Source organism: Hymenobacter sp. B1770 (assembly GCF_049896385.1).
Classification (GTDB): domain Bacteria; phylum Bacteroidota; class Bacteroidia; order Cytophagales; family Hymenobacteraceae; genus Hymenobacter.
This window is the reverse complement of record NZ_JAFCUF010000006.1, coordinates 170,064-196,972: the sequence shown is the minus strand read 5'-3', so window position 1 is coordinate 196,972 and position 26,909 is coordinate 170,064. Positions and strand designations below refer to the sequence as shown.

At 57.0% G+C, this 26,909-nt stretch carries 27 protein-coding genes and 1 pseudogene; 9 read left to right on the top strand and 19 right to left on the bottom strand.

What is annotated here, in order from left to right:
* Positions 1-57 precede the first annotated feature (57 nt).
* Positions 58-2,256 carry a penicillin acylase family protein gene (locus ACP7AJ_RS13785; protein WP_426060791.1) on the top strand — a complete coding sequence of 733 codons (2,199 nt, stop codon included), beginning with the start codon at positions 58-60 and terminating at the stop codon, positions 2,254-2,256.
* Positions 2,257-2,307: 51 nt separating this feature from the next.
* The gene (locus tag ACP7AJ_RS13780; protein ID WP_426060790.1) at positions 2,308-2,496 is read left to right on the top strand and encodes a hypothetical protein; all 189 of its coding nucleotides are present in this window, start codon (positions 2,308-2,310) and stop codon (positions 2,494-2,496) included.
* A 116-nt stretch (positions 2,497-2,612) separates the two neighbouring features.
* Here the strand turns inward: ACP7AJ_RS13780 and ACP7AJ_RS13775 are convergent, their stop codons facing one another.
* Both ACP7AJ_RS13775 and ACP7AJ_RS13770 read right to left on the bottom strand, forming a co-directional pair.
* Positions 2,613-3,119, bottom strand: a complete 507-nt coding sequence (locus ACP7AJ_RS13775; RefSeq protein WP_426060789.1) for a phosphoheptose isomerase — start codon at positions 3,117-3,119, stop codon at positions 2,613-2,615.
* Between the two features lie 215 nt (positions 3,120-3,334).
* Entirely contained in the window at positions 3,335-3,481 is a 147-nt protein-coding gene (locus ACP7AJ_RS13770; RefSeq protein ID WP_426060788.1) for a hypothetical protein, read from the bottom strand.
* Positions 3,482-3,592: 111 nt separating this feature from the next.
* On the opposite strand from ACP7AJ_RS13770, the gene ACP7AJ_RS13765 reads away from it, so the two are divergent.
* Together ACP7AJ_RS13765 and ACP7AJ_RS13760 are read left to right on the top strand one after the other, a co-directional pair.
* Positions 3,593-3,922: a four-helix bundle copper-binding protein gene (locus ACP7AJ_RS13765; protein WP_426060787.1), complete on the top strand. Its 330-nt coding sequence runs from the start codon at positions 3,593-3,595 to the stop codon at positions 3,920-3,922.
* A gap of 225 nt (positions 3,923-4,147) precedes the next feature.
* On the top strand, positions 4,148-5,119 hold the full coding sequence (locus ACP7AJ_RS13760) for a mechanosensitive ion channel family protein (protein WP_426060786.1): 972 nt from the start codon (positions 4,148-4,150) through the stop codon (positions 5,117-5,119).
* A 195-nt stretch (positions 5,120-5,314) separates the two neighbouring features.
* On the opposite strand, the gene ACP7AJ_RS13755 is transcribed toward ACP7AJ_RS13760, so the two are convergent.
* Positions 5,315-5,599, bottom strand: coding sequence for a hypothetical protein (locus ACP7AJ_RS13755; RefSeq protein WP_426060785.1), 285 nt, complete (start codon positions 5,597-5,599; stop codon positions 5,315-5,317).
* A 65-nt stretch (positions 5,600-5,664) separates the two neighbouring features.
* Positions 5,665-5,937 (bottom strand): hypothetical protein, encoded by a 273-nt coding sequence (locus ACP7AJ_RS13750; RefSeq protein ID WP_426060784.1) that lies wholly within the window; start codon positions 5,935-5,937, stop codon positions 5,665-5,667.
* Between the two features lie 341 nt (positions 5,938-6,278).
* Here ACP7AJ_RS13750 and ACP7AJ_RS13745 point away from each other — a divergent pair, with 341 nt between their 5' ends.
* Complete coding sequence (locus ACP7AJ_RS13745; protein WP_426060783.1) at positions 6,279-6,686, top strand: hypothetical protein; 408 nt, start codon at positions 6,279-6,281, stop codon at positions 6,684-6,686.
* A gap of 54 nt (positions 6,687-6,740) precedes the next feature.
* The gene (locus tag ACP7AJ_RS13740) at positions 6,741-8,099 is read left to right on the top strand and encodes a DUF389 domain-containing protein (protein ID WP_426060782.1); all 1,359 of its coding nucleotides are present in this window, start codon (positions 6,741-6,743) and stop codon (positions 8,097-8,099) included.
* Between the two features lie 18 nt (positions 8,100-8,117).
* Here the strand turns inward: ACP7AJ_RS13740 and ACP7AJ_RS13735 are convergent, their stop codons facing one another.
* From ACP7AJ_RS13735 to ACP7AJ_RS13700, 8 genes are all read right to left on the bottom strand, one after another.
* Positions 8,118-10,235: a glycoside hydrolase family 97 protein gene (locus tag ACP7AJ_RS13735; protein ID WP_426060781.1), complete on the bottom strand. Its 2,118-nt coding sequence runs from the start codon at positions 10,233-10,235 to the stop codon at positions 8,118-8,120.
* 19 nt (positions 10,236-10,254) lie between these two features.
* Positions 10,255-10,719, bottom strand: coding sequence for a GNAT family N-acetyltransferase (locus ACP7AJ_RS13730; protein ID WP_426060780.1), 465 nt, complete (start codon positions 10,717-10,719; stop codon positions 10,255-10,257).
* Positions 10,720-10,773: 54 nt separating this feature from the next.
* Positions 10,774-11,409, bottom strand: a complete 636-nt coding sequence (locus tag ACP7AJ_RS13725; protein ID WP_426060779.1) for a hypothetical protein — start codon at positions 11,407-11,409, stop codon at positions 10,774-10,776.
* Between the two features lie 24 nt (positions 11,410-11,433).
* A complete protein-coding gene (locus ACP7AJ_RS13720; protein WP_426060778.1) occupies positions 11,434-12,312 on the bottom strand; it encodes a ChaN family lipoprotein in 879 nt (292 codons plus the stop codon).
* 100 nt (positions 12,313-12,412) lie between these two features.
* Positions 12,413-13,807 carry an ABC transporter permease gene (locus ACP7AJ_RS13715; RefSeq protein WP_426060777.1) on the bottom strand — a complete coding sequence of 465 codons (1,395 nt, stop codon included), beginning with the start codon at positions 13,805-13,807 and terminating at the stop codon, positions 12,413-12,415.
* Positions 13,808-13,958: 151 nt separating this feature from the next.
* Complete coding sequence (locus tag ACP7AJ_RS13710) at positions 13,959-14,897, bottom strand: ABC transporter ATP-binding protein (protein ID WP_426060776.1); 939 nt, start codon at positions 14,895-14,897, stop codon at positions 13,959-13,961.
* A gap of 70 nt (positions 14,898-14,967) precedes the next feature.
* The gene (locus ACP7AJ_RS13705) at positions 14,968-15,588 is read right to left on the bottom strand and encodes a hypothetical protein (RefSeq protein ID WP_426060775.1); all 621 of its coding nucleotides are present in this window, start codon (positions 15,586-15,588) and stop codon (positions 14,968-14,970) included.
* Positions 15,589-15,600: 12 nt separating this feature from the next.
* The gene (locus ACP7AJ_RS13700; protein ID WP_426060774.1) at positions 15,601-16,110 is read right to left on the bottom strand and encodes an RNA polymerase sigma factor; all 510 of its coding nucleotides are present in this window, start codon (positions 16,108-16,110) and stop codon (positions 15,601-15,603) included.
* 162 nt (positions 16,111-16,272) lie between these two features.
* On the opposite strand from ACP7AJ_RS13700, the gene ACP7AJ_RS13695 reads away from it, so the two are divergent.
* Positions 16,273-16,569 carry a hypothetical protein gene (locus ACP7AJ_RS13695; protein WP_426060773.1) on the top strand — a complete coding sequence of 99 codons (297 nt, stop codon included), beginning with the start codon at positions 16,273-16,275 and terminating at the stop codon, positions 16,567-16,569.
* Positions 16,570-16,611: 42 nt separating this feature from the next.
* Positions 16,612-17,511, top strand: a pseudogene (locus ACP7AJ_RS13690) (TraB/GumN family protein).
* A 153-nt stretch (positions 17,512-17,664) separates the two neighbouring features.
* Here the strand turns inward: ACP7AJ_RS13690 and dnaJ are convergent.
* The 7 genes from dnaJ to ACP7AJ_RS13655 form a co-directional block, all read right to left on the bottom strand.
* Positions 17,665-18,804, bottom strand: coding sequence for a molecular chaperone DnaJ (gene dnaJ / locus ACP7AJ_RS13685; protein ID WP_426060772.1), 1,140 nt, complete (start codon positions 18,802-18,804; stop codon positions 17,665-17,667).
* A gap of 41 nt (positions 18,805-18,845) precedes the next feature.
* Positions 18,846-19,424, bottom strand: a complete 579-nt coding sequence (locus ACP7AJ_RS13680; protein ID WP_426060771.1) for a nucleotide exchange factor GrpE — start codon at positions 19,422-19,424, stop codon at positions 18,846-18,848.
* A gap of 236 nt (positions 19,425-19,660) precedes the next feature.
* Complete coding sequence (gene obgE, locus ACP7AJ_RS13675) at positions 19,661-20,710, bottom strand: GTPase ObgE (RefSeq protein ID WP_426060770.1); 1,050 nt, start codon at positions 20,708-20,710, stop codon at positions 19,661-19,663.
* A gap of 160 nt (positions 20,711-20,870) precedes the next feature.
* The gene (locus tag ACP7AJ_RS13670) at positions 20,871-21,497 is read right to left on the bottom strand and encodes an adenylate kinase (protein ID WP_426060769.1); all 627 of its coding nucleotides are present in this window, start codon (positions 21,495-21,497) and stop codon (positions 20,871-20,873) included.
* Positions 21,498-21,569: 72 nt separating this feature from the next.
* Positions 21,570-22,109, bottom strand: coding sequence for a hypoxanthine phosphoribosyltransferase (gene hpt, locus ACP7AJ_RS13665; protein WP_426060768.1), 540 nt, complete (start codon positions 22,107-22,109; stop codon positions 21,570-21,572).
* Positions 22,110-22,291: 182 nt separating this feature from the next.
* Complete coding sequence (locus ACP7AJ_RS13660) at positions 22,292-24,556, bottom strand: sodium-translocating pyrophosphatase (protein ID WP_426060767.1); 2,265 nt, start codon at positions 24,554-24,556, stop codon at positions 22,292-22,294.
* A gap of 70 nt (positions 24,557-24,626) precedes the next feature.
* The gene (locus tag ACP7AJ_RS13655; protein ID WP_426060766.1) at positions 24,627-25,541 is read right to left on the bottom strand and encodes a M20/M25/M40 family metallo-hydrolase; all 915 of its coding nucleotides are present in this window, start codon (positions 25,539-25,541) and stop codon (positions 24,627-24,629) included.
* A gap of 114 nt (positions 25,542-25,655) precedes the next feature.
* On the opposite strand from ACP7AJ_RS13655, the gene ACP7AJ_RS13650 reads away from it, so the two are divergent.
* The gene (locus ACP7AJ_RS13650; RefSeq protein WP_426060765.1) at positions 25,656-26,909 is read left to right on the top strand and encodes a tetratricopeptide repeat protein; all 1,254 of its coding nucleotides are present in this window, start codon (positions 25,656-25,658) and stop codon (positions 26,907-26,909) included.

Sequence of the window (26,909 nt, the reverse complement as noted above, 5' to 3'; positions counted from 1 at the left end):
GTTCGCCTTACTTTGGTAACCGAAGCGAAGAACCTCGCACTCCCACCCTTGCTCTTTATGCCAAGACTTTCCCTATCACTGATTTTTGTTTTCGCTTGCGCCGGGGCCCACGGCCAAGCCTTTAAGCCGGCCGAGATAGCTGCCTGGAAGCAGCAGGCCAAGCAGGTTTCCATTACCCGCGACACGTATGGCGTGCCGCACATCTACGGCAAGACCGACGCCGACGCCGTGTTTGGCCTGCTTTATACCCAGTGCGAAGACGACTTTGACCGTGTCGAGATGAACTACCTCGACGCCATCGGCCGCCTGGCCGAGGTAGAAGGCGAAGCTGCGCTGTACCACGACTTGCGCGCCCGCCTGTTCATGGACACTACCCAGGCCATTGCCATTTACAAGAAAACCCCGCCCGAGATGAAAAAGCTGCTAGACGCCTTCGCGGCTGGCACCAACTACTACCTCGTCACCCACCCCACTGTAAAGCCCAAGCTGCTGCGCCGCTTCCAGCCCTGGATGCCGCTTATGTTCAGCGAAGGCAGCATTGGCGGCAACATCAGTGTAGTAAGCACCGAACGGCTGAAGGCGTTTTACAGCCAGAAGAAATCCAGCTCCTGGATAAACACTGACTTCGAGAAGCGCGAGCGAGAACCCGTGGGCTCCAATGGGTTTGCCATCGCGCCCGCTAAAAGCGCCAGTGGCAACGCCCTGCTGCTCATCAACCCGCACACATCGTTCTATTTTCGTTCCGAAGTGCAGATGGTGAGCCAGCAAGGCCTCAATGCCTACGGCGCTGTGACCTGGGGTCAGTTTTTTGTATACCAGGGATTTAATGAAAACTGCGGCTGGATGCACACTTCCAGCCAAGCCGACTCCATGGACGAGTACCTCGAAACCATCGAGAAAAAGGATGGGAAGTTCTTCTACAAATACGGCAGCAAGCTAAGGCCCGTGAAGGTGGAGAAGGTGCTCCTCCCCTACCGCGACGGCACCAAAATACTCCGCAAGGAATACACCATGTACCGCACCCACCACGGCCCTATCGTGGGCCAGAAAGCCGACAACCAGTGGGTCGCAGTGCGCATGATGAACGAGCCGCTGGCGGCGCTGCAGCAGTCCTACCTGCGCACCAAAGCCACCGGCTACGCCAGCTTCCAGGACGTGATGAAGCTCAACGGCAATGCCACCAACAACACCGTGTTTGCCGACAGCAAGGGCAGCATTGCTTACTGGCACGGCAACTTCATGCCCCGGCGCGACGCCAAATTTGACTGGAGCCAACCCGTGGACGGCAGCAACCCTTCCACGGAATGGAAAGGGTTACACAGTGTGAATGAGCTGGTGCAGGTGCACAACCCCGCCAGTGGCTTCATTCAGAACTGTAATTCTACGCCGTTCACGGTGGCGGGGCCAGCCAGCCCAACCGCCGCCAAATTCCCTAAATACATGGCGCCCGATGCCGAAAACTACCGGGGCCTCAACGCCGTGCGCGTGCTGAGCGGCAAAGGCGTCTTCACGCTCGATACCTTGATTGCGGCCGCCAACGACCCGCACCTCACCGCCTTCGACGACATGCTGCCGGCGCTGCTTACGGCGTATCAACCCACTTCCGTTGAGAAGGCCAATGCACCGGCCCTTACTGAAGCCATTGAGCTGCTACGGGCCTGGAACCACAACTACAGCAAGACCTCCGTGGCTCAAACCGTGGCCATCTATTGGGCCGAGCGGCTCCTGGCCAAGGCCCGGGCCCGCGTGCCGTCCGCCCAGCCGCAGCTCGACTACATCAGCTTCACCAAGTACGCCATGGCCAATACCAGCCCGCAGGAAAAAGTAGCCGCTCTAACCGAAGCGCTCGATGACCTCACCCGCGATTTCGGCACTTGGAAAACCGCTTGGGGCGACATCAACCGCTTCCAGCGCCTCACCGGCAACATCCAGGAAAGCTACGACGACCAGAAGCCCAGCCTACCTGTGGCCTTCACGTCCTCGGCGTGGGGCTCGTTGGCAGCCTTCGGAGCCCGCACCTACCCCGGCACCAAGAAACGCTACGGCGCTGTGGGCAACAGCTTCGTGGCCGTGGTGGAATTCGGGCCTCGCATCAAAGCGCGGTCCGTGGTGACGGGCGGCCAAGACAGCCGCCCCGGCATGCCCCATTTTACCGACCAAGCCGAGCTTTTCACCAATGGTCGCTTCAAGGAAGTGCGTTTTTACCCAGAAGACGTAAAAGCCAACGCCGAAAAAACGTATCACCCGGGCGAGTAGGTAGCGCTGCGTATGCGGGCTAACTCACTCTAACTTTTAATTCAGCACGCCATGGACATCAAATATCTGTCGGACGAGAAAGGCAAAATCACCGGGGTTTTTATTTCCATTGAGGACTGGGAAAGGCTCCAAAAGGAATATAATATTGACTTAAAAGCCGCGGCTGACTCTGGAGCTAAACTGCAGCAGTCGCTGACTGAGGCAATGAAAAAGGTGAAGCCGGAGGAGAACGAAGGGTAATATTTTTGTTCCAGTAGCTGCGCGGGGAGCCAGCTGCGCGCGGGGGGCCTAGCCCCCTGCCCCCTGCCGGGCACGGGGCAGGGGGCAGGGGGCTAGGCCCCCCGCGTATTCAACTTCTACCGCCCAAAGTCATCCTGCACACGCACGATATCATCTTCATCCGAAGGCTGGTTCGCATCGGTATGCTGCCAGATTTCGGCCAACACTCCCCATTCCTTGAGCCCCACTAGGCGGTGGCGTTCGCCCTGCTGCAGCACGATGCGTTCGCCGACCTGGTAGTTTTTTACTTCGCCTTGCTCGTCGGTGGGGCTGGTGGCCACGCCTACGGGGCCCTGCACTACCTGCCAGATTTCGGCCCGGCGGTGGTGGTATTGCCAGGACAGGCGCTGGTGCGGAGCGACCAACAAAATTTTAGGGCTCAGCTTGCCGGATATCCGCAGCTGGTCGACGGATAGGCCGTCGAAATAAGTATCGGCAAACTGCTGAGCCTGGTCTTCGTCGATAACGAAAAAGCCGCCCCAGGGGCGCGTGGGGTCTTCTTTAGCGATGGCGAAACCCTGTTGCTGGAGCTGGGCTGCTACTTTTTGAAACAGCGCTTCCTTTTCAGTGTCGGTGGTGGGCATAAAGTGTTTTTAATCTGGAAAAGTTAAAAGTAAAGGGTCTGAGTGCGTCAAGCAGGAGGTTTTGCTTCGCTTAGGAACCCGGCATACGCAGAAGTAAGCAAACGTGGTGACCAAGGGGGATGGAGTTGCACACTTAAGTTGAAGTGGCCCAGTCGCTTTACTTTTCCATTGGGGCATGGACTGCGCTAAGGGATAGGGCCATTTGGTTACGCCACCTAGGCCTTTGTATGGCAGAAAACCTGGTTGGCTAGTGGCATCACGGCAACGGTGCTGGCGCTGGGTACCAGCAGGGTAGCAACCATTGTTGAAGCCGTATTTACAAAGTTGGGCGTGGCGCCGCTATCAATTTTGAGCGCATGCATATTTTAGTTCGTTAAGTTTTAATGTACCGAAGCACAGCAAGCTTTAGTTAACCTTTTGAGTAAGCGAGCAGTATAAAATAACAAGCTTTCCTTTCACTTAATCCTTTTATTATGCATCAGCAAAATCAGCAATTACTCGACGCTCTAAATGCCTGCGTGGCCGCCTGCGAACATTGCGCTTCTGCCTGCCTGCAGGAAGACCACGTGAAGATGATGGCCCGCTGCATTTCCCTCGACCGCGACTGCTCCGACATCTGCGCTCTGACCGCCCGCTTCGTGGCCCGTGGCTCGGAACACGCCCAGCACCTGATACGCGAATGCGCCGAACTCTGCAAAGCCTGCGGCGACGAATGCGCCAAACACCAGCACCAGCACTGCCAGGAGTGCGCCGAAGCTTGCCGCCGTTGCGAACAGGCCTGCCGCCAAGCCATGGCTGCTTAACCAAGCCAGCATTTTTTCGGTCCATCTGCTTTGCAATTGGGCTAAATGGTACCCAGCCACCTAAACGCTGGGTACCATTTAGCGCCCTAGAAGTTCGCATATCCGGGCAGCGTGTCCAACCTGATTTTAGCGCAGTGAGAGGGCAATGAAATATTGCCCATAGCTGGCGCCACAACATTATTAGTAGCCTGCTCCGGCTCTGGCGCTTACCACCCAAACCACCTTATGGACTTCTCACTCGCTTGGCAGAAACTAAACGAAATTGGCCGTGACCTGATGCGGGCGTTGCCCAATATTGCCATTGGAGTAGTCATATTCGTGGTTTTTGCGCTGTTAGCTCGCGGGGTTCGCGCGGTGGTACGACGGGTGACACGTAGTAAGGGCAAACACCATAGCTTGTCTCTGCTGCTGAGTCGGCTGGCTTACGTGGCCATGCTCATTCTAGGAATGCTGGTCACGGTGACCATTATTCTGCCCGGTTTCACACCGGCCAGCTTGGTGAGTGCGTTGGGCGTGGGCGGCATTGCCATTGGTTTTGCCTTTAAAGACATTTTTCAGAACTTCTTAGCGGGCATCCTGCTGTTGCTGACCGAGCCGTTTAAGATTGGCGACCAGATTAAATACAAGGATTTTGAGGGCACGGTTGAGTTCATCCAGACCCGCGCCACTACCATTAAAACCTACGACGGTCGGCGCGTAGTTATTCCCAATGCCGAGCTATTCACCAACGCCGTAACCGTGAATACGGCCTACGACCAACGCCGCCTTCAATACGACGTGGGCATCGGCTACGGCGACGACATTGCCCAAGCCCGCGCGCTGATGCTCGAAGCCATGCGCGAAACCGAGGGCGTGCTCCAGGACCCCGGCCCTGAAGCCTTGGTGATGGAATTGGCCGAGAGCTCTGTCAACATTAGGGCGCGCTGGTGGGTGAACCCGCCCCGTCAGGCCGATGTGCTCGACGCGCAGGACCGGGTGCTGGAAGCCATCAAGAATAAGCTTTCGGCTAACGGCATTGACCTGCCGTTTCCTACCCAGCAAATCCTGCTGCACAACCAAACCGAAATCGGCGACGGCGACCGCAGCCGCCAGCGCGAAGGCTGGCCCGCCGGTAAGGGCGACGTGCCCCGCTCACGCGCCGACGTTCAAGCTGAGTTCGAAGAGCAAAAAGCCCGGGACCACGAGCACCGCGACTAGCCAGCGCTCTTACGTTCCAGCATCTTTTCGAGGTAGATAGCCTCAGTGTTTCAGCTTCGTACTTAGAAGGAGTTTACTGTTCCGTACGGTCTCAAACCAGTTGAGCCCGTTAGGGGCTGCATCGTCCATAATGACGTCGCAGCTCCTAACGGGCTCATGCCCTTGCAGATTGCCAAGTAGTTAGCACCAAGCAGACTAGGGCGTAGCTTTTACCTCATTCTTCACGCCTTCAAGGGTTTGCTTGGCGCCTTCCAGTTGCTGACGCATGGCCTCAAGCTTCGATTTTTCGGCTTCAATAACTGCTTCTTGCTGCTTTACTTGTCCTTCCAGCTCCTGCACCCGCTGGGCTTGAACTGCTACGGCGGGATTAGTCGAGTTGAGGTCGGCGGCAACTGAGGAAGTGTCGCCAGTAGACTGACAGCTGGTACAAGCCAAGCTGAGAAGAAGCAGCAAGGCCGAGGTGCTTGGAAGGGTTTTCATGAGAGGTGAACTAAATAAAGAGCGGCAATGCCCCGAAAGGGGCTACGTTGGGAGCAAGGTAGCGCCTAGCCCGCTTTGGCCTGGGTTTTAATACCCTTTAAGTTTTGTTTGGCCCCCTCGAGCTGCTGCTTGAGGCCCTCAAGCTTCTGTTTTTCCGCGTCGGATATAGCTTTCTGTTGGCGCATCTCCTGCTCCAGTGCCTGCACGCGCTGGGCCTGTTCAACTATTGCGGGATTGTTGGAATTCAGGTCTGATGTCAGAGAGTTACCAAGCGAGCAACCACTTAATGTCGAACCAGCAAGCAATACAGAGGCGATGATTATATTTTTAATTTTCATGGCTTTAATAATGAATTACATTATAAGATGAGATTACATCAAAGTACGAAGGTTGAGACAGGTTGTTTGCTTAAGATTGAATTAGTAACTACTGGGGCCTAGTGTAAACACCGGCCATGCTCTATTCAACCCACCAAGAAATTGGTCTCCGCTGCCGCGCAAGGCCCAACTTCGTTACCCAGCATTATCGGCGACTTTATTCATTGCATTTCGTCTATTGCTCTTACTGAACGGCTTAGCTGCGCGGAAAGCAAAGCGTGCGGTTTTCCGGTGAGCAATAGTAAACCAAACCCGGCAGCCAAGGCGTATAGCAAGTATTTCACCCCAACCTCAGAATGCCTGTGCAGCCCACTCGCCATTATTTTTCCAATGCTGTGGGGTCCGTCGATTTTGTCCCTGATGCTTACGTGTACTTGCACTGGTCGGGTGCTCCACTGAGTAGCATAGAATTCCGCGGTTTGTACACGCACGCCCGCAACCTCCTGAAACGCTACCGGCTGACGGCCATCCTGGCCGACCACCGCGACATGCCCGAAGCGCCTGCCGACACAGACCGGAAGTGGCTCCTGAGTGAATGGCTGCCCGAAACAGTGGCCCAAACGGGCTTCACGCGCTATGCGGTAATACCAACCGATGCCCCCCGCCGCCTGCATACGAGTGGCGTAGTGCGCGACCTTGCCCGCTACGTGAACGTGTCAGTTTTCGACGACCTCAACCAGGCCGCCGCCTGGATTAGCAGCGCGCAGTAGCTGCGGTGGAACCTGAACGGTGCAAATTGCGGAGTCAACTCCCACTCTGTACCAATGAAGTTCCCCCTTTTACGATGGCTGCGCTGGCGCTTCGACCTCTCGCACGACATGGCCGAGCCCGAAGCTATTCTGGCCGGTGTGGAGGAAGGTATTGCCTTCCGCGGCACCAACCTGTGGGTGCTCATCTTTGCCATTCTCGTGGCTTCGGTTGGGCTCAATGTCAATTCCACGGCCGTTATCATTGGCGCCATGCTGATTTCGCCGCTCATGGGGCCCATTGTGGGCATAGGGTTTGGCGCGGCCACCATGGAGGTCGCCATCATTCGGCGGGGCCTGAAAAACCTGGTTATTGCGGCGGGCATTAGCTTGGCGGTGTCGGCGCTTTACTTCCGGCTCACCCCGCTCACCGATGCCGGCTCCGAGTTGCTGGCCCGCACCTCGCCCACTACCTGGGACGTGCTTATTGCACTGTTTGGCGGGGCGGCCGGGGCCGTGGGCCTCACCCGCCGCGCCCGTGGCAACGTGGTGCCGGGCGTGGCCATTGCTACGGCCCTTATGCCACCGCTGTGCACAGCCGGCTACGGGCTGGCCACGGCGCATTGGGCCTATTTGTTTGGGGCGCTGTACTTGTTCTTCATCAATTGTGTGTTCATCACCCTGGCCACGTTTTTGGTCACGCGCATTCTGCCTTTTCCATCGCATGCCTTCATCAGCAAATTGCAGGCCCGCCGGGTGCAGCTCAGCATTTGGGCCGTGGCGCTACTCACGGCGGTACCCAGCGTGTACCTGGCCTCCAGCATTGTGCGGCGCACCACCTTCAACCACAACGCCCGGCAGTTTGTGGAAGAGCAGTTGAACTTACCGGCCTCGTTTGTGGTCACCCGCCGCATCGACCCCGATGCCCGCACCATCAACGTGCTGATGGCGGGCCAGAACCTGACGCCCACACAGCTACAAGTCGCCCGCAGCCGCCTAAACGAATACCGCTTGCCTAACGACACGCAGCTGACCATTCGTCAAGGCATCGCCGGTATCGACTCGGCCGATGCCCGAAGCCTGCGCAACAGCCTGCTCGACGACATGAACAGCCACAATGCGCAAACCATGGCAGGCTACGATTCCCGGCTGGCGCAGTTCCAACAAATGCTGGCGGCTTCCGACAGTCCCTTGAGTACCGGCCTGCCCACGGCACCTATCCTTCTGCGCGAAGTTCAGGTTGAGCACCCAAACGTGCGCCAACTCGGCCTGAGCCGTCTGCTGCAGCCAGCCACCGACTCTCTGCGCGCCGATACGACCGTAGTGGTTTCGGTGAGTACCCGCCGCCCCCTACCCCCCGCGGAGCAACAGCGCCTTAGGGAGTGGCTCCGCATCAGGGCCGGCCAGAAGTACCCGATTCAGCTACTGGTGAAATAAAGCAGGCCTCTTGGCTACTCATCGCACTACTGGCTTAAAGCTTACGGCTGCACCGCCGCCGGATGCTAGCTGCAGCTTGAGCGCCGACTTACTCGTCACAGTGACCTTCCGAATCTGATACGCCATGGGATTTTTCTCCCAGTCGGCGCGCTTGCCATCGGCGTAAATGGTGGCTACGTAGCGCGTGCCAGGCGTGAGGAAATCCAGCTGCACAGGTTGCTGCCGGGCCTGCTCGTCGGTAATGCTGCCGAGGTACCACTCGTCTTTGCCCTTGGCTTTGCGAGCGATGGTGAGGTGGTCGCCTGGCTCGGCGGCCAGGATGTGGGTATCGTCCCAGTCCACGGGCACGTCTTTGATAAACTGGAAGGCGTCGAGGCGTTGCTCGTAGGCTTCGGGTAGGTCGGCAGCCATTTGCAGGGGCGAGTACATGGTAACGTACAAGGCCAACTGCTTGGCCAGGGTGGTATGCACCTGCTTGCCTTTGTTCTCGGCCGGGTTCCAGCCTTCGAGCTTGATTTGGAAGATACCGGGCGTGTAGTCCATGGGGCCGCCCATGAGGCGGGTGAAGGGCAGAATGGTCTCGTGTTCGGGCGGGTTGCCCGTGCCCCAGGCGTTGAACTCGTTACCGCGAGCAGCTTCGTTGGCCAGCCAGTTGGGGTAGGTGCGGTGCAGACCGGTGGGGCGCACCGATTCGTGCATGTCGACCATTATGCGGTTCTCGGCCATTTTCTCGGCCGCGTGGTTGAAGTGATTCACCATCCACTGCCCGTCGTGGTGCTCGCCGCGGGGGATGATGAGGCCCACATAGCCGGTTTTCACGGCGTCATAGCCATGCTCCTTCATGAAGCGGTAGGCAGCACCCATGCGGCGCTCATAGTTCGTGACTGAGGCCGAAGTTTCGTGGTGCATGATGAGCTTAACGTTCTTCGCGGCGGCGTAGCGATGCAGCTCTTCCACGTCGAAGTCGGGATAGGGCGTCACGAAGTCGAACACTTCCTCTTTCCAGTTGCGGTACCAGTCTTCCCAACCCACATTCCAGCCCTCTACCAGCACACTTTGAAGGCCATGCTTGGCGGCAAAATCAATGTAACGCTTCACGTTGGCGGTGTTGGCGCCGTGGCGGCCGTGAGGCTTGAGGCTGGCCCAATCGGTGCCGCTGAGCTTGAGGTTGCTGGCGTCGGAGTAGCTCCACTTGCTTTTGTTGACGTGCATCTCCCACCACACGCCCACAAATTTCTGTGGCTGAATCCAGCCCGTTTCGGCGATTTTGCTTGGCTCGTTCAGGTTCAGAATCAGCTTGGACGCTAGGATGGCCGGGGCATTATCGGCCACCACTATCGTGCGCCAAGGCGTGTGCTCCGGCGTTTGCAGGTAGGCCTTGGCCCCGGTAGCACCCGGCACTAGCTGGCTGCTGAGCCCGAAGGTCTGGGTGTTCACGTTCAGCATCATGGCCGGGTAGTTTACCAGCGCCGCCTCGTGGATGTTGATGTACAGACCGTCGTCCGACTTCAGCATGAGCGGCGTTTGTACCCGGTTGGGTGCGGCCCGCTTCTCAATGGGTGTAATGGGCGTGGTATTCACCGCACTCAGCCGGGTGGTGCTGTAGGTGTACTCGTTGGAATCGTAATCGCCCGGAATCCAGAATGTTTTGTGGTTGGCAGGCAGGTTAAACTCCGTCTGCTCGTCGCTGACGGTGAAGTACTTCAGCTTGTCCTGTTCCGGAAATTCGTAGCGAAAGCCCAGCCCGTCATCAAACAGCCGGAAGCGCAGCACCAGCCGCCGGTTCTGCTCGGCTGCTTGCTGCACCGTCACGGCCAGCTCCTGGTAGTGGTTGCGAATCTGCTTGACTTCGCCCCATACCGGCGCCCAGGTGTCGTCGTGACTACTCGAATCAACCTTGGCAACGGTGAAGCCTTTGTCGAAACCCGGCTGGTCTTGTAGCAGCACCGCAAGGCGGCTGGGCAGCACCACAGGCTTCCGCCCATAGCGGAGCTGGTAGGTGGGCTCGCCAGCTTGACTTAGTTGGAATTGCAGCGTAAGCTTGCGGCTGGGGGAATGAATGATTTGGGCGTGGACTTGGGTGGAGCCACTTACAACAAGTAATATCGTTGCCGTTATCAGGTTTTTAGTGAGCATGCAGTTAAAGCACTTTCGTTTACACTGGTTCAATCGGCTGTTGTTTTTCACGGAGTAGCCATTCTCCTGCTTTAAACTCGAACTTGATTTCCCCATTTCCCCTCACTCCTACAGCCCGCCATCCCGCCTTACGGTAAAATGCCTCCGCCCGCGTCCCTGGCTCCGTGCCCAACCATACGGCCTCATTAGTGTGGCTAAAATACCAAGCTAGCATAGTGTCGTGCAGCGCACGGCCTATCCCCTGCCGGTCAAAATCGGGATGCACAAACAGCGCCCAGATGTTACGACCCTGCAAATCAACGATGGCGATGCCCACGATGCGGCTTTCAACTTCCGCCACCCAGCCTTTGCCGCGCTGCATCAGGTACTCCACGTAATCATCGTAGGTTACAGAACCGGGCGTGCTAAGCACATTCTCTTGCACTGCAAGACGCACCTCCGACATTTTCGAAATATCAGCAACCTGGGCTTCTCGAATTAGCATAGATTCAAGCAATGGGAATGGCTTAAAGATACAGCCTCCGCCAAATGCTCGTCCCTAGCTGAAATCGTAGGAGTAACCGATGGCTTGCAAGTCCTCCTCTAGCTGCGCCCAGTTCTCTAACTCATCTACAATGCCCAGGACAATGGCCTTGGTCAGCGTTTCGCCCTGGTAAATTTTGGCTACGGCGGCCACGTCTATCGGCGAGCGGTCGGTTTCTTCGCCGTAGTACTCGTCGGCCCACTCGGCATAGGTCTCGGGGTTACCATCGAGCATGAAAAGCAGCTCTTCGGAGCCGTCGTCCTCGTTTTCTACCAAGCCGGTTTGCCAGCCGTGCGCAGCCGTGTACCACAGGCAAAAGGTGGTGCCAATGGAATTGACGGGCTCGCCGAAGATAAAATCGTCGAAGTATTCGGACAGGCCGCGCGTGACCTGAGTTTTGTCGGGCTGGTCGTAGCCATCGAGGTAGCCGTTTATCACGCAGCCCTCCGGACGGAATAGAATGAGCATCTGGTCACCTTCGCCGTCGCTCATCTCCAGCACTTCCTCGCCTTCGCCCCACGCGGCGTTGTAGGTGTAGTAGCGGTACTCCACGTCCTGGGAGTTGATGGCATCGAGCACGGCCAGGGCCTTGCTGAGGCGTTTTAAGGAAGCGGCGTCGGGCAGGGCGCTGTATTCTTGGGTCGAAATCATGGCGAAGAGATTTAGGTGTTTCGCCTAATACGACTTTATCATGTCAGCCGGCACCACCACCACAAAATCGGCTATGTTCACCTGCTCCTTGTCCAGTTGCTGCAGCTGCTCCTGGCTCACCACGCTCAGGGTGCGCACGCGTAGCTTGGGCGCATACTGGCGCAGGTAGGCCACAATGCCATCGTGGTAGTCGGAGTGGTAGCTGCCGTTGAAGTGCAGCAGCGTTTGTCCCTCCTGCCGGCTCGTGCGGATGGAGTGGGCCATGGTGGCATCGCGCAGGGCCTGGGCCTGAATGATGTTTTGGGCCCCGCCGCCGTGAGCCTTGCTGTCGCCGCCGAACATGGCGGCCATGTTCTTATAGCCCGGCAGCTCGTAATCGACCTTCAGTGGCAGCGGGGCCAGCAGGGCCCGGTCTACCGCCGGCAGCTTATCAAGCGCCTTGAGGCTGCCACGCGCTACGGCGCTCACAAACGGCCGCGGTGCGTTGGTACCAATCACCGAAATCTTGTTTTCCTTAGCAAAAAGCAGCAGCGGGCGGTAGTCGGTGCCGTAGTTGGGCCACGGGCGCGCCTGACGCTCAAAGGCCGAATCGGCTAGGGTGCCGGCCGCATATTGCGTCACCAGGGGCTGCACGTCGCGCTCAAACATCTCCATGCCCAGCACCAGCTGGCCGGGCTTCTTAAGCTTCTGCAGGTCTTTGGCTACTTGCAGCTCCAGCCAGTGCGCCATCACGTCGTTGTGCTGCTCGCCAAAGAGCACTACATCGGCTTGGGCCAGCTCACCTAGCATCTGGTCGTAGTCGGCGGGCTGGCCGGTGGCGGTGAAGAGCCGATACGCGGGCCGGTCGCCGGTGAAACTGGTGAGTAGGCAAGCAACAAAAGCGAGGCAGAGAATACGGAACATGGATGGGGTATTTATAAAACAGAACGTCATGCGAAGCTTGTCAGAGCATCTGAACCGCTCTGACAAGCCCCGCATGACGTTCAAAGTTCGCTGCTGCTAGCTACCCTTTATAAAACATCCACTTGCCCAGCTCTTTATACGTCACCTTCTTGCCGTACATGAGCACGCCCACGCGGTAAATCCGGGCCGCCACCCACACCGTGCCGATGAAGCCCAGAATGAGCAGGAAAATAGACAGCGCCAGCTGCCACATCGGCACACCAAAGGGCAGGCGGATGACCATGGCAATGGGCGACGTGAAGGGTATCATCGACATCCAGAAGGCCACCGGGCCGTCTGGGTTGCGCAAAATCACCGACAGACCCACGATGTAGCTCAAAATGAGCGGCATGGTAATCGGAAACATGAACTGCTGGGTATCGGTCTGGTCGTCCACGGCCGCGCCCACGGCCCCGAACAGCGCCCCGTAGAGCAGGTAGCCGCCTAGGAAGTAGATGATGAAGCCGAACAGGATGGTGCCAATGGGCAGGTTGCCCAACGTAGCGAAAATATCGAAGCGGCCAGCAGCATTCGCAGGGTTTGCCTGCTGACTAACGTTCTGGTCAAACCTTTCACCAGCATTGCTGGCCTCCCCATTTTGCTGGTCCATGGCCGTGGCCGCGGTGTTGGAGGTAGCCGCAACTTCGGTTTTGGGCTTTTCCATGCCAGCGCCCGCCAGCAGCGGCAGCAGCACCGACGACGCGCCAAATGACAGCAGCCCCCACATCAGGAACTGCGTGAGGCCCACTGCAGCAATGCCCACGATTTTGCCCATCATCAAATCAAACGGCTTCACCGACGACAGCATCACCTCCATAATCCGGCTCGACTTCTCCTCGCCTACCCCACGCATAATCTGCACGCCATAAATGAAAATGAAGAGATAAATGGCCAACGCCAGCACGTAGGCAATACCCGAAGTAGCTAAGGCATTGCTATCGGCTTCCTTGCCCGTGTCGTCGAGGCTGATGGTTTTCAGGCTGACTTTGGAGCGCAGCCGGTCGAGCTGGTCCTGCGAGAGGCCCGACTTTTGCATCTTCAAGTCCGAGAAGGCTTTGTTCAGGGCGCTTTCCACGGCCAGCTGCTTCTTCAGGCTGATGTTGCCTTTGCCATAAAACTGCACGTTGTCGGGCTTCTCTACGTCTAGGCCGGCAGGCAAGTAGAGCAGGCCGTCGTGCTTGGCTTTTTGGAAGCCTTTTTTGGCGTCGGCGAGGGCACCGGTAGCCGGAATGAAGGCTAGCTGGGACGTGCTCACCAAGCGGCTCGCTATGTTGAGGCCGCTGTCGTCGCGCACTTCCACCACATCGGTGCTATCGTCCGACTTGGCTATTTGGAACATAAAGGCGCCGAAAGCTGCAATAAGCAGCGGCACCGCCAGGGTAAGCACAATGAAGGCTTTTTTGCGAACACGGGTCAGGTATTCGCGTTGAGCTACGAGTAAGAATTTGGAAGCCATAATGGTTGGAGGTTAAGTAGGAACCAGCAATCAGCACGTCATGCTGAGCGGAGCCGAAGCACTTCGCCTGGGTTGTTGTTCCTCGTTCGTACGATTGAATTAATAGTGCTCGCGAGATGCTTCGATTGCGTTCAGCATGACGTGCTTGACTTTAAACGGCTTCCTCCGCCAGCGTTTCCGGCATGGTTTCGCGCACCCGCCGGATGAAAATCTCGTTGATACTCGGAATCAACTCCCGGAAAGAATCCACCTCCACGTTGTTGATGAGGTAGCGCAGCAGGTCGTTGGGCCGCACACCGGCGTGCAGCTGCACGCGTGCGTGGAAATGACCGTTTTCGCGCTCCGTCTGCTCCACCACTTCAAAGTCGGGGTGCAGCACTATCAGCTTGCCCTTGCCCTCTACGGCGTAGGTATTGGTCTTGAACTGGTCTCGAATGAGGCCTATGGGGCCATCCAGCACCTTCCGCGAGCGGTTTATCAGGGCAATGCTGTCGCAGAGCTCTTCCACCGACTCCATGCGGTGCGTTGAGAAAATGATGGTGGCGCCCTGCTTGCGCAGCTCCAGGATTTCGTCCTTAATCAGGTTGGCGTTAATCGGGTCGAAGCCCGAAAAAGGCTCATCGAGAATAATCAAACTGGGCTGGTGCATCACCGTGGCAATGAACTGCACCTTCTGCTGCATGCCCTTGCTGAGGTCTTCTACGTTCTTATTGGCCCATTCCTTAATCTCAAACCGATTGAGCCACTGCTTGATGCGCTGGGTGGCGTCGGCCCGCGTCAGGCCACGCAGCCGGGCCAGGTAAAGCAACTGCTCGCCCACTTTCATCTTTTTGTAAAGGCCCCGCTCCTCGGGCAGGTAGCCGATTTGGCCAATGTGGCTAGGGTTCAGCCGCTCGCCGCGGAAACGGATTTCGCCTTCGTCGGCTGCCGTAATCTGGGTGATGATGCGGATGAGTGAGGTTTTGCCTGCCCCATTGGGCCCAAGCAAGCCGAAAATGCTTCCCTCCGGAATGGAGAGGCTTACGCCGCTGAGGGCAACGTGCGCGGCGTAGGCCTTGTGCACGTCAATGGCTTCGAGAATTGGTTTCACAGAAAAAGAGGAGTTGGATGGTTAGTTGGTAAATGTAGAAATATCTGGCCGGTCCGGAATGACTGCAGGCTCAATTAGTTGGCTCTTCTAACTCGGCCAAGTTAGCTTCGAGGCGGTCGAGGTGCTGGCCGTAGAGCCGCTGCATGAACCAACGCGTGAGGTACACGGCGGCCACTTGCAGCAACAGGCCCGCCACCAGGGTTATGCCCGCCATCTTAAGCAGGAGTTCCCAGCGGAAGAGCCCGGGCCGGGCCAGCTCTTTGCCCACGAAATAGCCCAGGTTCAGCAGCATCAGCAGCGGGCCGGTTGCCAGCGTGAGGCAGTAGTAAAACCGCAACAGGGCCCGCATGCCGGCGGCCTGCCACTGCAAGTGCCCGCGCACGTTGCCTTCCACCAGCCGCATGCTGTTGAGCACCGCAAACATGCGGTAATAATAATACAGCATTCCGCCCCCTACCAGCAGCACAATCACGGCGTATAGCTTTAACAGAGGTGTCTTTGCCGCAACCCAGATAAACGGGGCCGCAGCCGTGAAAAATGCCGCAAAAGCCGTTTCCCAGCGCGCGTTGCGGCGCATCTTATCCACCAGCCCCGGCCGGCTGGCCAGGAGCTTGTCGAGCTGATGTGAATTAATGGGCGCTATCTCATCAGGCGGGTTCAGCCAGCTTCGGCGCAAATCTTCGAGTTGCATATGCAGAGAGAATTAGCGGGTGGTAACGGGTAGAAGTTGGCGCAGCTTTTCCTGCACGCGATGCATTTTCACCCGCACATTGTTTTGGGTAATGCCCAGAATCTCGGCCATTTCTTCATAAGGCCGGTCTTCGAGGTAAAGTAGCACAAAGGCCTTGTCGACTTCCGACAGTTGGTCGATGGCTTGGTAGAGCGCCGCCCGGTCTTCGGCGTCGGGGCCGGCTTCGGGAGCTTGAGCCACGGCCAGGGCCTCGGCACACAGCTCTCCCGACACGGGACGGCGGATGCGCTGGCGCAGGTTCGAGATGGCCACGTTCAGGGCAATGCGGTAGAGCCAGGTACTGAGCTTAGCGCCCGGCTGCGGCACATAGCGCGGCCATGCCCGCCACAGTTGCAGCACCATTTCCTGAAACAGGTTCTGCCGGTCGTCAGCGTCTTGGCAATAGAGCCGGGCCACGCGGCGCAGCAGCGGCTGGTACTCGTTTAGCGCAGCAACAAATTCAGGAGATGGGGCGGCAGACATACGAGGCTGTGGTTTCGGGCAGTTAATCGCCAGGCCGAACCCAGGCATTACACTCGCATCTGAAAAAAATATTTGCGATATTTTTTTCAGATGCGAGTGTAATGCCCACCAAAGATGGACGATAGATGACCCAAAGCTATTCCTCTCACCTCCATCTGCATCATGAAAAAACCAAATATTATTGCCGGTATTGCTTTCGGCTTGGGGAGCACTTCTCAACTCGTACTCGGCAACTATTTCGCGGCGCTGGCTACGGGCCTGTTTGCTGGTGGCATGATTCTCTCAGACACATTCTATAGACCACCGACGGCCCGTGTTGCTGTAGTGCCACTTTCCACGTGGCGCCGCTTTACTTGCCTCCTGCTGCTGGGTGCCTCCATTGCCCTTTTCGGCTACGACATTGGCCGCGCTCTATACCAAGCTACCCAAAAGCTGACAGCTAATACCCCGATTAAATAGTCAACTCACAACCACCATCTTTCTCACCTTTTTTCTGTAAAAATGCGCCTTTTTAAACTCTCCCTTGCTGCTGCTCTGCTGTTGGCCAGCCCCTTAGCCCAGGCCCAAAAGGCAGTAAAAGCTTCAAAAAAGGCAGCTGCACCTGCGGCCACCAAATCTCTGCTCTGTGAGATTTCGTGCAATAAGCTCGCCAAGCCTTCTTACGTATTTGGCACCATCCATCTGCTTTGTGCCGATGACCTCAAAGTGAGTGAGGCACTAAAAACAGCCGTTGCTAACTCCCAGCAAGTGGCCCTGGAGTTGGACATGGACAGCCCCACCATGGCCGAAGAAATGCGCAGTTAGCTGATGCTGCCCGCCGGCCAAACCGTGCAAGGCTGCATGACTAAGGAGGAATACGCCGCCGTGAACGACTACTATACCAACGAGTTGAAGATGCCCTTTGCCCAAATGGGCACCATGAAGCCCTTCATCCTCTTCACCTTGCTCTACCCTAAAATGCTGGGCTGCCCAACGGGGAGCTACGAAATGACCTTGGTGGAAATGGCCAAGGCCAAGCAAATGGAGGTCATCGGCCTCGAAACGGTGGCCGAGCAGTTGAGTCTATTCGACAAGATTCCGTGCGAAAAACAGGCCCGCATGCTGTCCGACATGGTTGTGAAGCGCGCCGACGCCCAGCAGGAGTTCCGGGCCCTGCTTCAGCTTTACCAAGCCCAGGACGTGGAAGGTCTCCTGAAGCTGTCGATGGACAGCAAGTTCGGCATGGAGGAATTTGAGGACATGCTCATCACCAGCCGCAACAAGCTCTGGATACCGCTAATAGCCCAGCAGGCCGCCAGCAAACCGACGTTTTTTGCCGTGGGCGCCGCCCACCTAGGCGGCCCGAGCGGCGTGCGGGCCCTCCTCCGTCAGCAAGGCTACAAGCTAAAACCTGTGTTGTAGGATTAGAGAGCATTTATACTAGGCTAAAAGCGCTAAGCATTGCCTCACCACAACAAAAAACCCACCTTCCTATTGAGGAAGGCGGGCTTTTTGCCAAATTAACGTTTGAGTTGTCCGACACGTAAACCTTCAAAGCCCACGCTACAAGACCAACTAAGCGAAATACTCCTTCACTTTCTCGAAGAAGCCTTTCTCATTTTTGCCGGGGTGCGGCGTGAAGTTGTCCGAGTCGCGCAGCTTCTCCAGCAACTCCCGCTCCTGGCTGCTCACGTGCTTGGGCGTCCACACGTTCAGGTGAATGAGTTGGTCGCCGCGGCCGTAACCATTGATGTCCTTGATGCCCTTGCCGCGCAGGCGCAGGATTTTGCCGGGCTGGGTGCCCGGGTCCACCTTGATTTTCACCTTGCCTTCAATGGTCGGCACCTCCAGGTTGGCACCCAGAGCGGCGTCTACGAAGGAGATGTACTGCTCGAACATGATGTTGTTGCCGTCGCGCTTCAGGAATTCGTGCGGCTCTTCTTCAATCTGAATGAGCAAGTCGCCGGGTACGCCGCCACGCTCCGGAAAATTGCCTTTGCCGCTCATGCTCAACTGCATGTCATTGGCCACGCCAGCAGGGATGTTGATGGGAATCACTTCCTCATGCAGCTGGCGACCGTCGCCTTTGCACACGTCGCAAGTAGCAGTCACGGTTTTGCCCTCGCCGTTGCAGGTGGGGCAAGTGCTGCTGCTCACCATCTGGCCCAGCATGGTGTTCACCACACGCTTGGTTTGGCCTTGGCCCTGGCAGGTCTGGCAGGTTTTGAGGTCGGTGCCGTTTTTGGCGCCGGTGCCGCTGCAGGGCTGGCACGCCACGTAGCGCTTTACCTTGATTTTTTTCTCAACGCCGTTGGCAATTTCCTCTAGGTCGAGCTTCAGCTTAATGCGCAGGTTCGAGCCCTTGCGCTGGCGCCGTCCGCCGCCCTGACGCCCACCAAAGAAGCCTTCGAAGCCGCCGCCACCGCCGAAGATGTCGCCGAACTGCGAGAAGATGTCTTCCATGTTCTGCGGACCGCCACCGTTGCCGCCCATGCCCTGGTGGCCGTAGCGGTCGTAGCGCGCGCGCTTGTCGGCGTTGCTCAGCACCTCGTAAGCCTCAGCTGCCTCCTTAAATTTGTCTTCGGCCGTGGGGTCGTCGGGGTTCTTGTCGGGGTGGTACTTGATGGCCATCTTGCGGTAGGCCGACTTGATTTCGTCAGCCGCCGCATTTTTGGCGATACCTAATATCTCGTAATAATCGCGCTTAGTTGCCATCGTTTTCTAAAAAATTATCCAGGGCAGAGTCTACAAAGTTACTACTGCCCAAGCACCACTTTAGCGTGGCGAATAACCTTGTCACCTAAATAGTAACCTTTTTCTACCTCGTCCACAATTTTACCTACCAGGTCCTCGCTGGGCGCCGGGATTTGGGTGATGGCCTCGTGCAGGTCGGCGTCAAAGTCGCCACCCTTTGCTTCCATGGCCGTCAAACCCTTTTGTTGCAGTGTTTTGTTCAGCTTGTTCTGAATAATTTCGATGCTCTCGCGCACGGCGTTGGCATCGGTGGTTTCGCGGGTGGCGTTACGGGCGCGCTCAAAATCGTCGAGCACGGGCAGCAGCGCCGTCATCAACTCCTGGTTGGCGGTTTTGAACAGCTCAATTCGCTCCTTGGTGGTGCGGCGCTTGTAGTTCTCAAACTCCGCAGCCAAGCGGAGGTACTTATCCTTCAACTCCGCCAGTTCCGCATCGGTGCGGGTGGCTTCGGCAGCAGGCGCGGCCGTAGGTTCGGCCGCAGTGTCGGCGGTGCCACCTTCAACGTCGGCCATTTCGCCAGCTACGTGCGTGGGGTCATTGGTCAAGTTGTCGTCTTGGGGCAGGTTATTATCGTCAGCCATTTTGGGAAAGATTCGTCGGAATGGGTTTTTCACGGGGTTAGCCGGTTAGTCAAGCTATGGGCGCAAGGAACTTGCCAAAGGGCTTTTGGCTGACATAGTGACACAGCCCTTAACAGATTAAATAGCCTTTCCAGAAGGTCCACCAGTGTGTCAAACTTTTCAAACCCTACAAAAAATATCCCCAATTCGGTAAGTGAATTGGGGACATCAAACCAAGTAAATAGGGATTGCTTAGCTTATTCTTCGCTGTCTTCCTCTCCGAAACCTTGACGGGCAGGAGTAGCAGCGGTGCGCCGATTTTCCTCGAGAACCTTCCAAATCATGTCCTTGAGCTGTACAATGTTTTTGTTGGTCAAGCTGGAAATAAAGACGGAGGGGATATCAGCTGGCAAGGTCTCCCGAATTTCGGCTTCAAGTTCCTCGTCAATCATGTCGGACTTTGTGATGGCCAACAGGCGTTTTTTCTCCAGCAACTCGGGGTTGAATTGCTCCAGTTCCGACAGCAGCACTTGGTACTCTGCCGCAATGTCGGGGCTGTCGCAGCTTATCATGAAGAGCAGCGTAGAATTTCGCTCGATGTGGCGCAAGAAGCGTGTGCCGAGCCCCTTGCCCTCGGCCGCACCCTCAATGATGCCAGGAATGTCGGCCATCACAAAGGATTTGTAGTCGCGATAGGCTACTACACCCAGGTTAGGAACCAAAGTGGTGAAGGCATAGTCGGCAATTTTGGGCTTCGCCGCCGACACCACCGACAGCAGCGTACTCTTGCCCGCATTCGGGAAGCCCACAAGGCCCACGTCAGCCAGCAGCTTCAGCTCCAAAATGATGATGGCCTCAATGGCCGGCTCGCCGGGCTGCGCGTAGGTGGGCGCCTGGTTGATGGAGTTCTTAAAATGGTCATTGCCCCAACCGCCGCGCCCGCCGGGCACCAGGATGAGCCGCTGGCCGTGCTCTGTGATTTCAAGCAACTGGGTGCCGTCGGGGTCACGGGCCACGGTGCCGAGCGGCACTTGCAGCACAATGTCTTCGCCCTGAGCGCCGCTGCGTAGGTTTTCGCCCCCACCCTCGCCGTCTTTAGCAAACACGTGCTTTTGGTACTGCAAGTGCAGCAGGGTCCAGAGTTGGGAGTTGCCTTCGAGGATGATGTGACCGCCGCGGCCGCCGTCGCCGCCGTCGGGGCCGCCATTGGGTAGGCCCTTGGCCCGGAAAAAGTGGTGCGAGCCCGCGCCGCCTTTGCCCGAGCGGCAGATGAGCTTAACGTAATCGATAAAGTTATTAGAAGCCACAGGAATGGAGAATTAGGGGTAAAAGAACTGTCATCCTGAGCACAGCGCAGGACCTCTCGGCGTTAGGGCTAGCCCCAGAACGAGTGTTCTGCAGCCGGTTGTTCTAACGTAAAAAGGTCCTGCGCCGTGCTCAGGATGACAGTCGTGTTAAAAACGTGAACTACGCTTGTACCTCGCGGGTAGCCTCGGTGGGGCTTTCGGGCGTAGCAGGCTTGTTCTGGTCAATTATCGTGCAGATTTGGTCAAAAATGGTTTCAATCTGACCGATGCCGTTGAGGGCGTGAAATTTATTCTGAGCGGCGTAGTAGCCGGCCACTTGCGCCGTTTCGGTGTTGTACACCGTTACGCGGCGGCGGATTTTGCTTTCATCCTGGTCGTCGGGACGGCCGCTGGTTTTGCCACGCTCCAGTAGGCGACTTACGAGTTCTTCCTCCCCTACTTCCAGCGCAATCATGCAATTGATGCCACTGTCGTGCTGGGTCAGCAGCTGGTCGAGGCTCGCAGCTTGGGGCACCGTGCGCGGGAAACCATCAAAAATGAAGCCGCCGGCAGTGGCCTTTTTGGCTTGCAGCGCACTGTCTATCATGCCAATTACTACGGCGTCGGGCACCAGCAAGCCTTCGTCCATGAGCTTCTTGGCGGTCAGGCCCAGCTCTGTGCCTTGGGTTATCTGAGCGCGCAGCAGGTCGCCGGTGCTCAGGTGCACGAGGTTGTACTTGGTGATGAGTTTTTGGCTTTGGGTTCCTTTACCGGCACCGGGCGGGCCGAACAGCACGATATTCAACATGAATAGAGAAGTTGCGCGAGGGGAAAGAGTAAGGTGGGTTGGGCAAGTTAATCAATCGGTAACAAAGGGCCGCTACACGGCCACGTACACGTCGGGCAGGTTGCGGCCCAGGCCATCGTAGTCAAGGCCGTAGCCCACCACAAAATCGTTGGGGATTTCCAGGGCCACATAGCGCAGGTTGATTTCGTGCTGTAGACTTTCGGGCTTGAAAAACAACGTGGCTATCTCGACCGAAGCCGGCCCGTTGGCCTGTAGCTTGGGCACCAAGTGGTGCATGGTGGTGCCAGTGTCAACAATGTCTTCAACGATGATGAGGTGCCGTCCCTGCACCTCTTCACGCAGCCCCATGATTTCCTGAACCACCCCGCTACTGCCCGTGCCCCCATACGAGGCCACCCGGATAAAGACTATCTCACAGGGCTCGGTGATGCGCTTGAGCAGGTCGGAGGCAAACATGAAAGCGCCGGTTAGCACCACTACAAATAACGGCTCGCGTCCGGCGTAGTCGGCACTGAGGCGGGCGGCCAGGGCCGTTACGGCCTCATCCAGTTGAGCGACCGATAAATATGGCCGAAAAGCTTTGTTGTGGATGGTGATGTGGGAGTGACCCATGCGACGCGGGAAGAATGAGGTACAAAGCTACTGTCTGAAGCACGGATTGGCTGTGCTGAACTTCGTTTCATGCCGATTTTACAATTTCCATGGCCTTCACAGACGTTTTGTTAAATCTTTTCAAACTTGAAAAGGCCACTTCCGGAAGTGGCCTTTTCTGTTGTGAATGTTGAAACGCTATACTACTTCACCTCGCGCAGCATCGTGAAAATTACGCGAGCTGCTGAGGGAGCAAACGTATCAGCATAGCGCACGTGCGGCCGTGCAGCTGCTTCGGTGCGCTCATTTTCTACCTTCGCTGGGGCCATACCGCGCTCGCCGCCACGCTCTGCAATGTGCGGGGCAATGACCAGCGACACAATGCTCATCAGCTTGATGAGGATGTTCATGCTCGGGCCGGACGTGTCCTTGAAGGGGTCGCCTACCGTGTCGCCGGTCACGGAGGCTTTATGAGCGTCCGAGCCTTTGTACTGCATCACGCCGTTCACCAGCACACCCTTTTCAAAAGACTTCTTGGCGTTATCCCAGGCGCCGCCGGCATTGCTCTGGAACATGGCCATGAGCACGCCGCTCACCGTGACCCCAGCCAGCAAACCACCCAGCACCTCCGCCGACGAAGCATTGGAGAACAACCCCCGGCAGCCAAAACCCACGATGATGGGAGTGAGCAACGCAATGGCACCCGGCAAAATCATTTCGCGAATAGCCGCCTGCGTGCTGATAGCGACGCACTTTTCATACTCTGGCCGGCCCGTGCCTTCCATAATGCCCGGAATCTCGCGGAACTGCCGGCGCACTTCCTGCACCATGGCCATGGCCGCCCGGCCCACCGCCGCAATGGCCAAAGACGAGAAGATGAACGGAATCATGGCCCCAACGAAAACGCCCGCCAGGATGGGCGCCTTGCTAATGTCAATAGAGGTAATATTGGCTGTACCCATGAAGGCAGCGAACAAAGCCAGCGAAGTCAGGGCTGCGGAGGCAATGGCGAAACCCTTGCCAGTAGCCGCTGTGGTGTTGCCTACAGCGTCCAGAATATCAGTCCGCTCCCGCACTTCCTTAGGCAATTCACACATTTCGGCAATACCACCTGCATTGTCGGCAATTGGACCGAACGCGTCGATAGCCAGCTGCATGGCCGTGGTGGCCATCATGCCAGCCGCTGCAATTGCTACACCGTAAAGGCCCGCCGCCTCGTAGCTCAGTACAATGCCCGCGGCTAGCACGATGATGGGAAGCACCGTGCTTTCCATGCCCACTGCCAAACCGCCAATAACGGTGGTGGCGTGGCCCGTGCTGCTCTGCTGCACGATGCTGTTCACCGGGCGCTTGCCCATAGCGGTGTAATACTCCGTGATAATGCTCATTAGCGTACCCACTACCAAGCCCACTATCACGGCATAGAACACGCCCATGGCCGTGAACGACACGCCCCGGATGGTGAAGCTCCCCGAGGGCAGTATCCACATGATGAGAAAGTAAGAGGCAATGGCCGATATGACCACGGAGATGTAATTGCCCGTGTTAAGCGCGCTCTGCACATTGCCACCTTCTTTCACTCGGACGCACAAAATGCCAATCAGCGAGGCAATGATGCCCATGCCTGCGATGGCCATGGGCAGGAAAATAGGCGAAAGCCCCCCAAACTGGTCATTGGTGACCGTTACCTCGCGGCCCAGCACCATGGTAGCCAGAATGGTAGCAACGTAGGAGCCAAACAAGTCGGCGCCCATGCCGGCAACGTCGCCCACGTTGTCGCCCACGTTGTCGGCAATAGTGGCAGGGTTGCGGGGGTCATCTTCTGGTATGCCAGCTTCAACTTTGCCCACGAGGTCGGCACCAACGTCGGCCGCTTTGGTGTAGATGCCGCCGCCTACCCGGGCAAATAGGGCAATGCTTTCGGCCCCGAGCGAGAAGCCAGTGAGCACCTCCAGAGCCTTCACCATCTCTTCGCCATTGGCAAGGCCGCTGGGCACGAACATCTTGTAGAATACAATAAACAGGGAGCCCAAGCCCAACACCGCCAACCCGGCCACGCCCATGCCCATCACCGAGCCGCCGGAAAACGACACGTTCAGTGCTGTACTCAGACTGGTCTTTGCCGCCTGGGCAGTGCGCACGTTGGCTTTGGTGGCGATCTTCATTCCGATGAAGCCCGCCAAAGCCGAGAACACCGCACCAATCAGGAAGGCAATGACAATAACGGGACTGGAGTTACCGCTGGTGGTACCCAGGTAAAACAGAAAGGCACCCGCAATCAACCCAAACAGGGCCAATACCTTATACTCTGCCTTGAGAAATGCAATGGCGCCATCGGCGATGTAGCCCGCAATGTTGGTCATTCGTTCGTCACCAGCATCTTGCTTGGACACCCAACCGGCGCGCAACCAAGTGTACAGCAACGCAAATAGTCCCAACGCGGGCACTGCGTAAAGATATGGGGTCATAAGATGCAATGAAGGTTAGGTGGAGGAATTTGTAATGGACAAGCAAGTGTGCCAAAGATATACGGATACACTACAATTCTTGCATCAAAACCCGATAAAGCGCTAGCATACTGGCTATGTCGCGCTTATCGACCAATTCGTCGGGCGAATGCACGTGGTCTTCGGGTGCTCCGATGAAGCACCAATCCCAAGGCGCAGCGGAGTGTTGTAACTCCTTGGCATCGGAGCCGCCACTGCCCTCTACCTCTAGTTGATGCGAAATGCCCGACTGAGCGGCAATAGCCCGGATGTGGTCCACGTAGGCCCGGCGGGGAATTAGGGAATCCCGTAGCGAGATGACGCAGCCCTGCCCTGCATGCACCCCCTCGGTCACCCAGGTGATGTCGGAAATGAGGGCTTGGCGCACGCCATACGCTTCGTAGATATGCTTTGCCAGATAAGCTACCGAGCCACCGCCGTGTTCTTCCCAGCATGAAAAGGCCACGATGCCATGCTCCAGGGTTTCGCACAAACGCAGAGCATTCCAGACACCCAGCCGGTTGTCCAAGTAGCAGCTTTGAACCGTGGTCTCGGTTTCGCGAAAATTGCAGTAGAACGTGAGCTCGGTACCGCGGTCGATATCGCGGTGGAACGCATAGCCTAATTCGCCGGTTTCTTCGTCTATGGTTAACGTGCAGTCTATATCCCCTTGCGAATCGTGCCCTACCAAGCGGTAACCAACTTCGGCTTGGGGCCCACCTATGCGCACCAACTGCCGGCCGTAGCGCACCGTGAACCCAATGCTGTCGAGGTGGGCAAAAACGGCGGTGCGGGGTTGTCCAAACACCAGCAGAATGCAGTCTTGAAACCGGTCATCGGCGATAATAGAGGGTTGATGCTGCCAATTGGCCTGCTCACGCCGCACATAATCGAGCACAAAACGAGTCAGGGCTACTTCATTGCCGGCGGGGGCCGGCACGCGGCAAAGGGAGTGCAACAGTTGCATAGACTAAGGGGATTACGCCCAAAGCTAGGCCAAAGTCCGTACTTTAGCAGGCCCGTTTACCCTACCCTAATTTTGGATAGGACGAGGTTCGGGTCCGCTTTCGAAATTCTATCTATGCTGCGTTCGCTGGTTTGTATCTGCTTGGGGCTGCTATTCCTGCCGCTGCTTAGCATGGCCCAGAAGCCGGATACAGTGCGCATTCCGCCCCCCATGAAGACGGTGGCACTCGATTCCGTAGGTGTCTTGCCTTCCGCTATCGACACCAAAGGTTGGCTACTACTGGACAAGGATATTCAACTCGAGTTGGATGGCGCTGTCTACAACATATATAATTTTAAGTACGAGAAGGCTGAAAAGCAGTTCCGCTCCCTACGGCGCCGCTACCCCAACCACCCCATGCCCTACTTCCTGCTGGGCCTGAGCACGTGGTGGAAAATTGTACCTACTAACATCCAGACGCAGCAGTACGACAAGCCCTTTTTCGCCTACATGGACACGGCCGTCACCAAAGCCCAAAAGCTTTACGACGCCGACAACAACAACTACGAGGCAAGCTTTTTCCTTTCGGCCGCCTACGGCTTCAGCGCTCGCATGCACGGCGAGCGACACGACTGGCGCAAAGCCACTGTTAACTCCCGGCGTTCGCTAAACTTTTTAAAGAAGAGCCAGGAAGCCAATAGCCTCAGCCCTGAGTTTCAGTTTGGCCAGGCCCTGCTCAACTACTACGCCGTTTGGATAAGCGAAAACTACCCCTTGCTGAAACCAGTGCTTCTGTTCTTTCCCAGGGGAGACAAAAAGCTGGGCTTGCAGCAGCTCCGCAGTGTGGCCACCAACGGCTTCTACACGGCTACTGAAGCACGCGTATACCTTATGCGCATCCTCAAGAATGAAGAAAACAACGCCGAAGAGGCTCTGCCCGTGGCTCGCTACCTAGCCACCACCTACCCCGACAACGGCTACTTCCAACGCTTCTACGCCCACCTTGCATACGACCAAGGTGATTTTGCCGACTGCGAGCGGGTAAGCCGCGAAATCCTTGATAAGATAAATAAGGGCATGCCCGGCTACGAAGGCATCAGCGGTCGCTATGCCAGCTACTTCCTGGGCTACCTAATGCAGAACCGCTACCGCGACCTGGCCAAAGCCAAGGACTACTACCAGCGGTGCATCGTGTTTTCAGAGAGTACTGGGGATACTTCCGGCGGGTTTTACTTGTATGCTAATATGAACTTAGCTCGCTTAGCCGTTAAAGATAAGGATGCAGTAGCGGCAAGGCGTTACTACGAAGTTGTAGCTAACAAGGCTGAGCGTAAGTCGGAGCAACATAAAGAGGCGAAGGCGTGGTTAAAGAAAAACGGAAGAGGATAG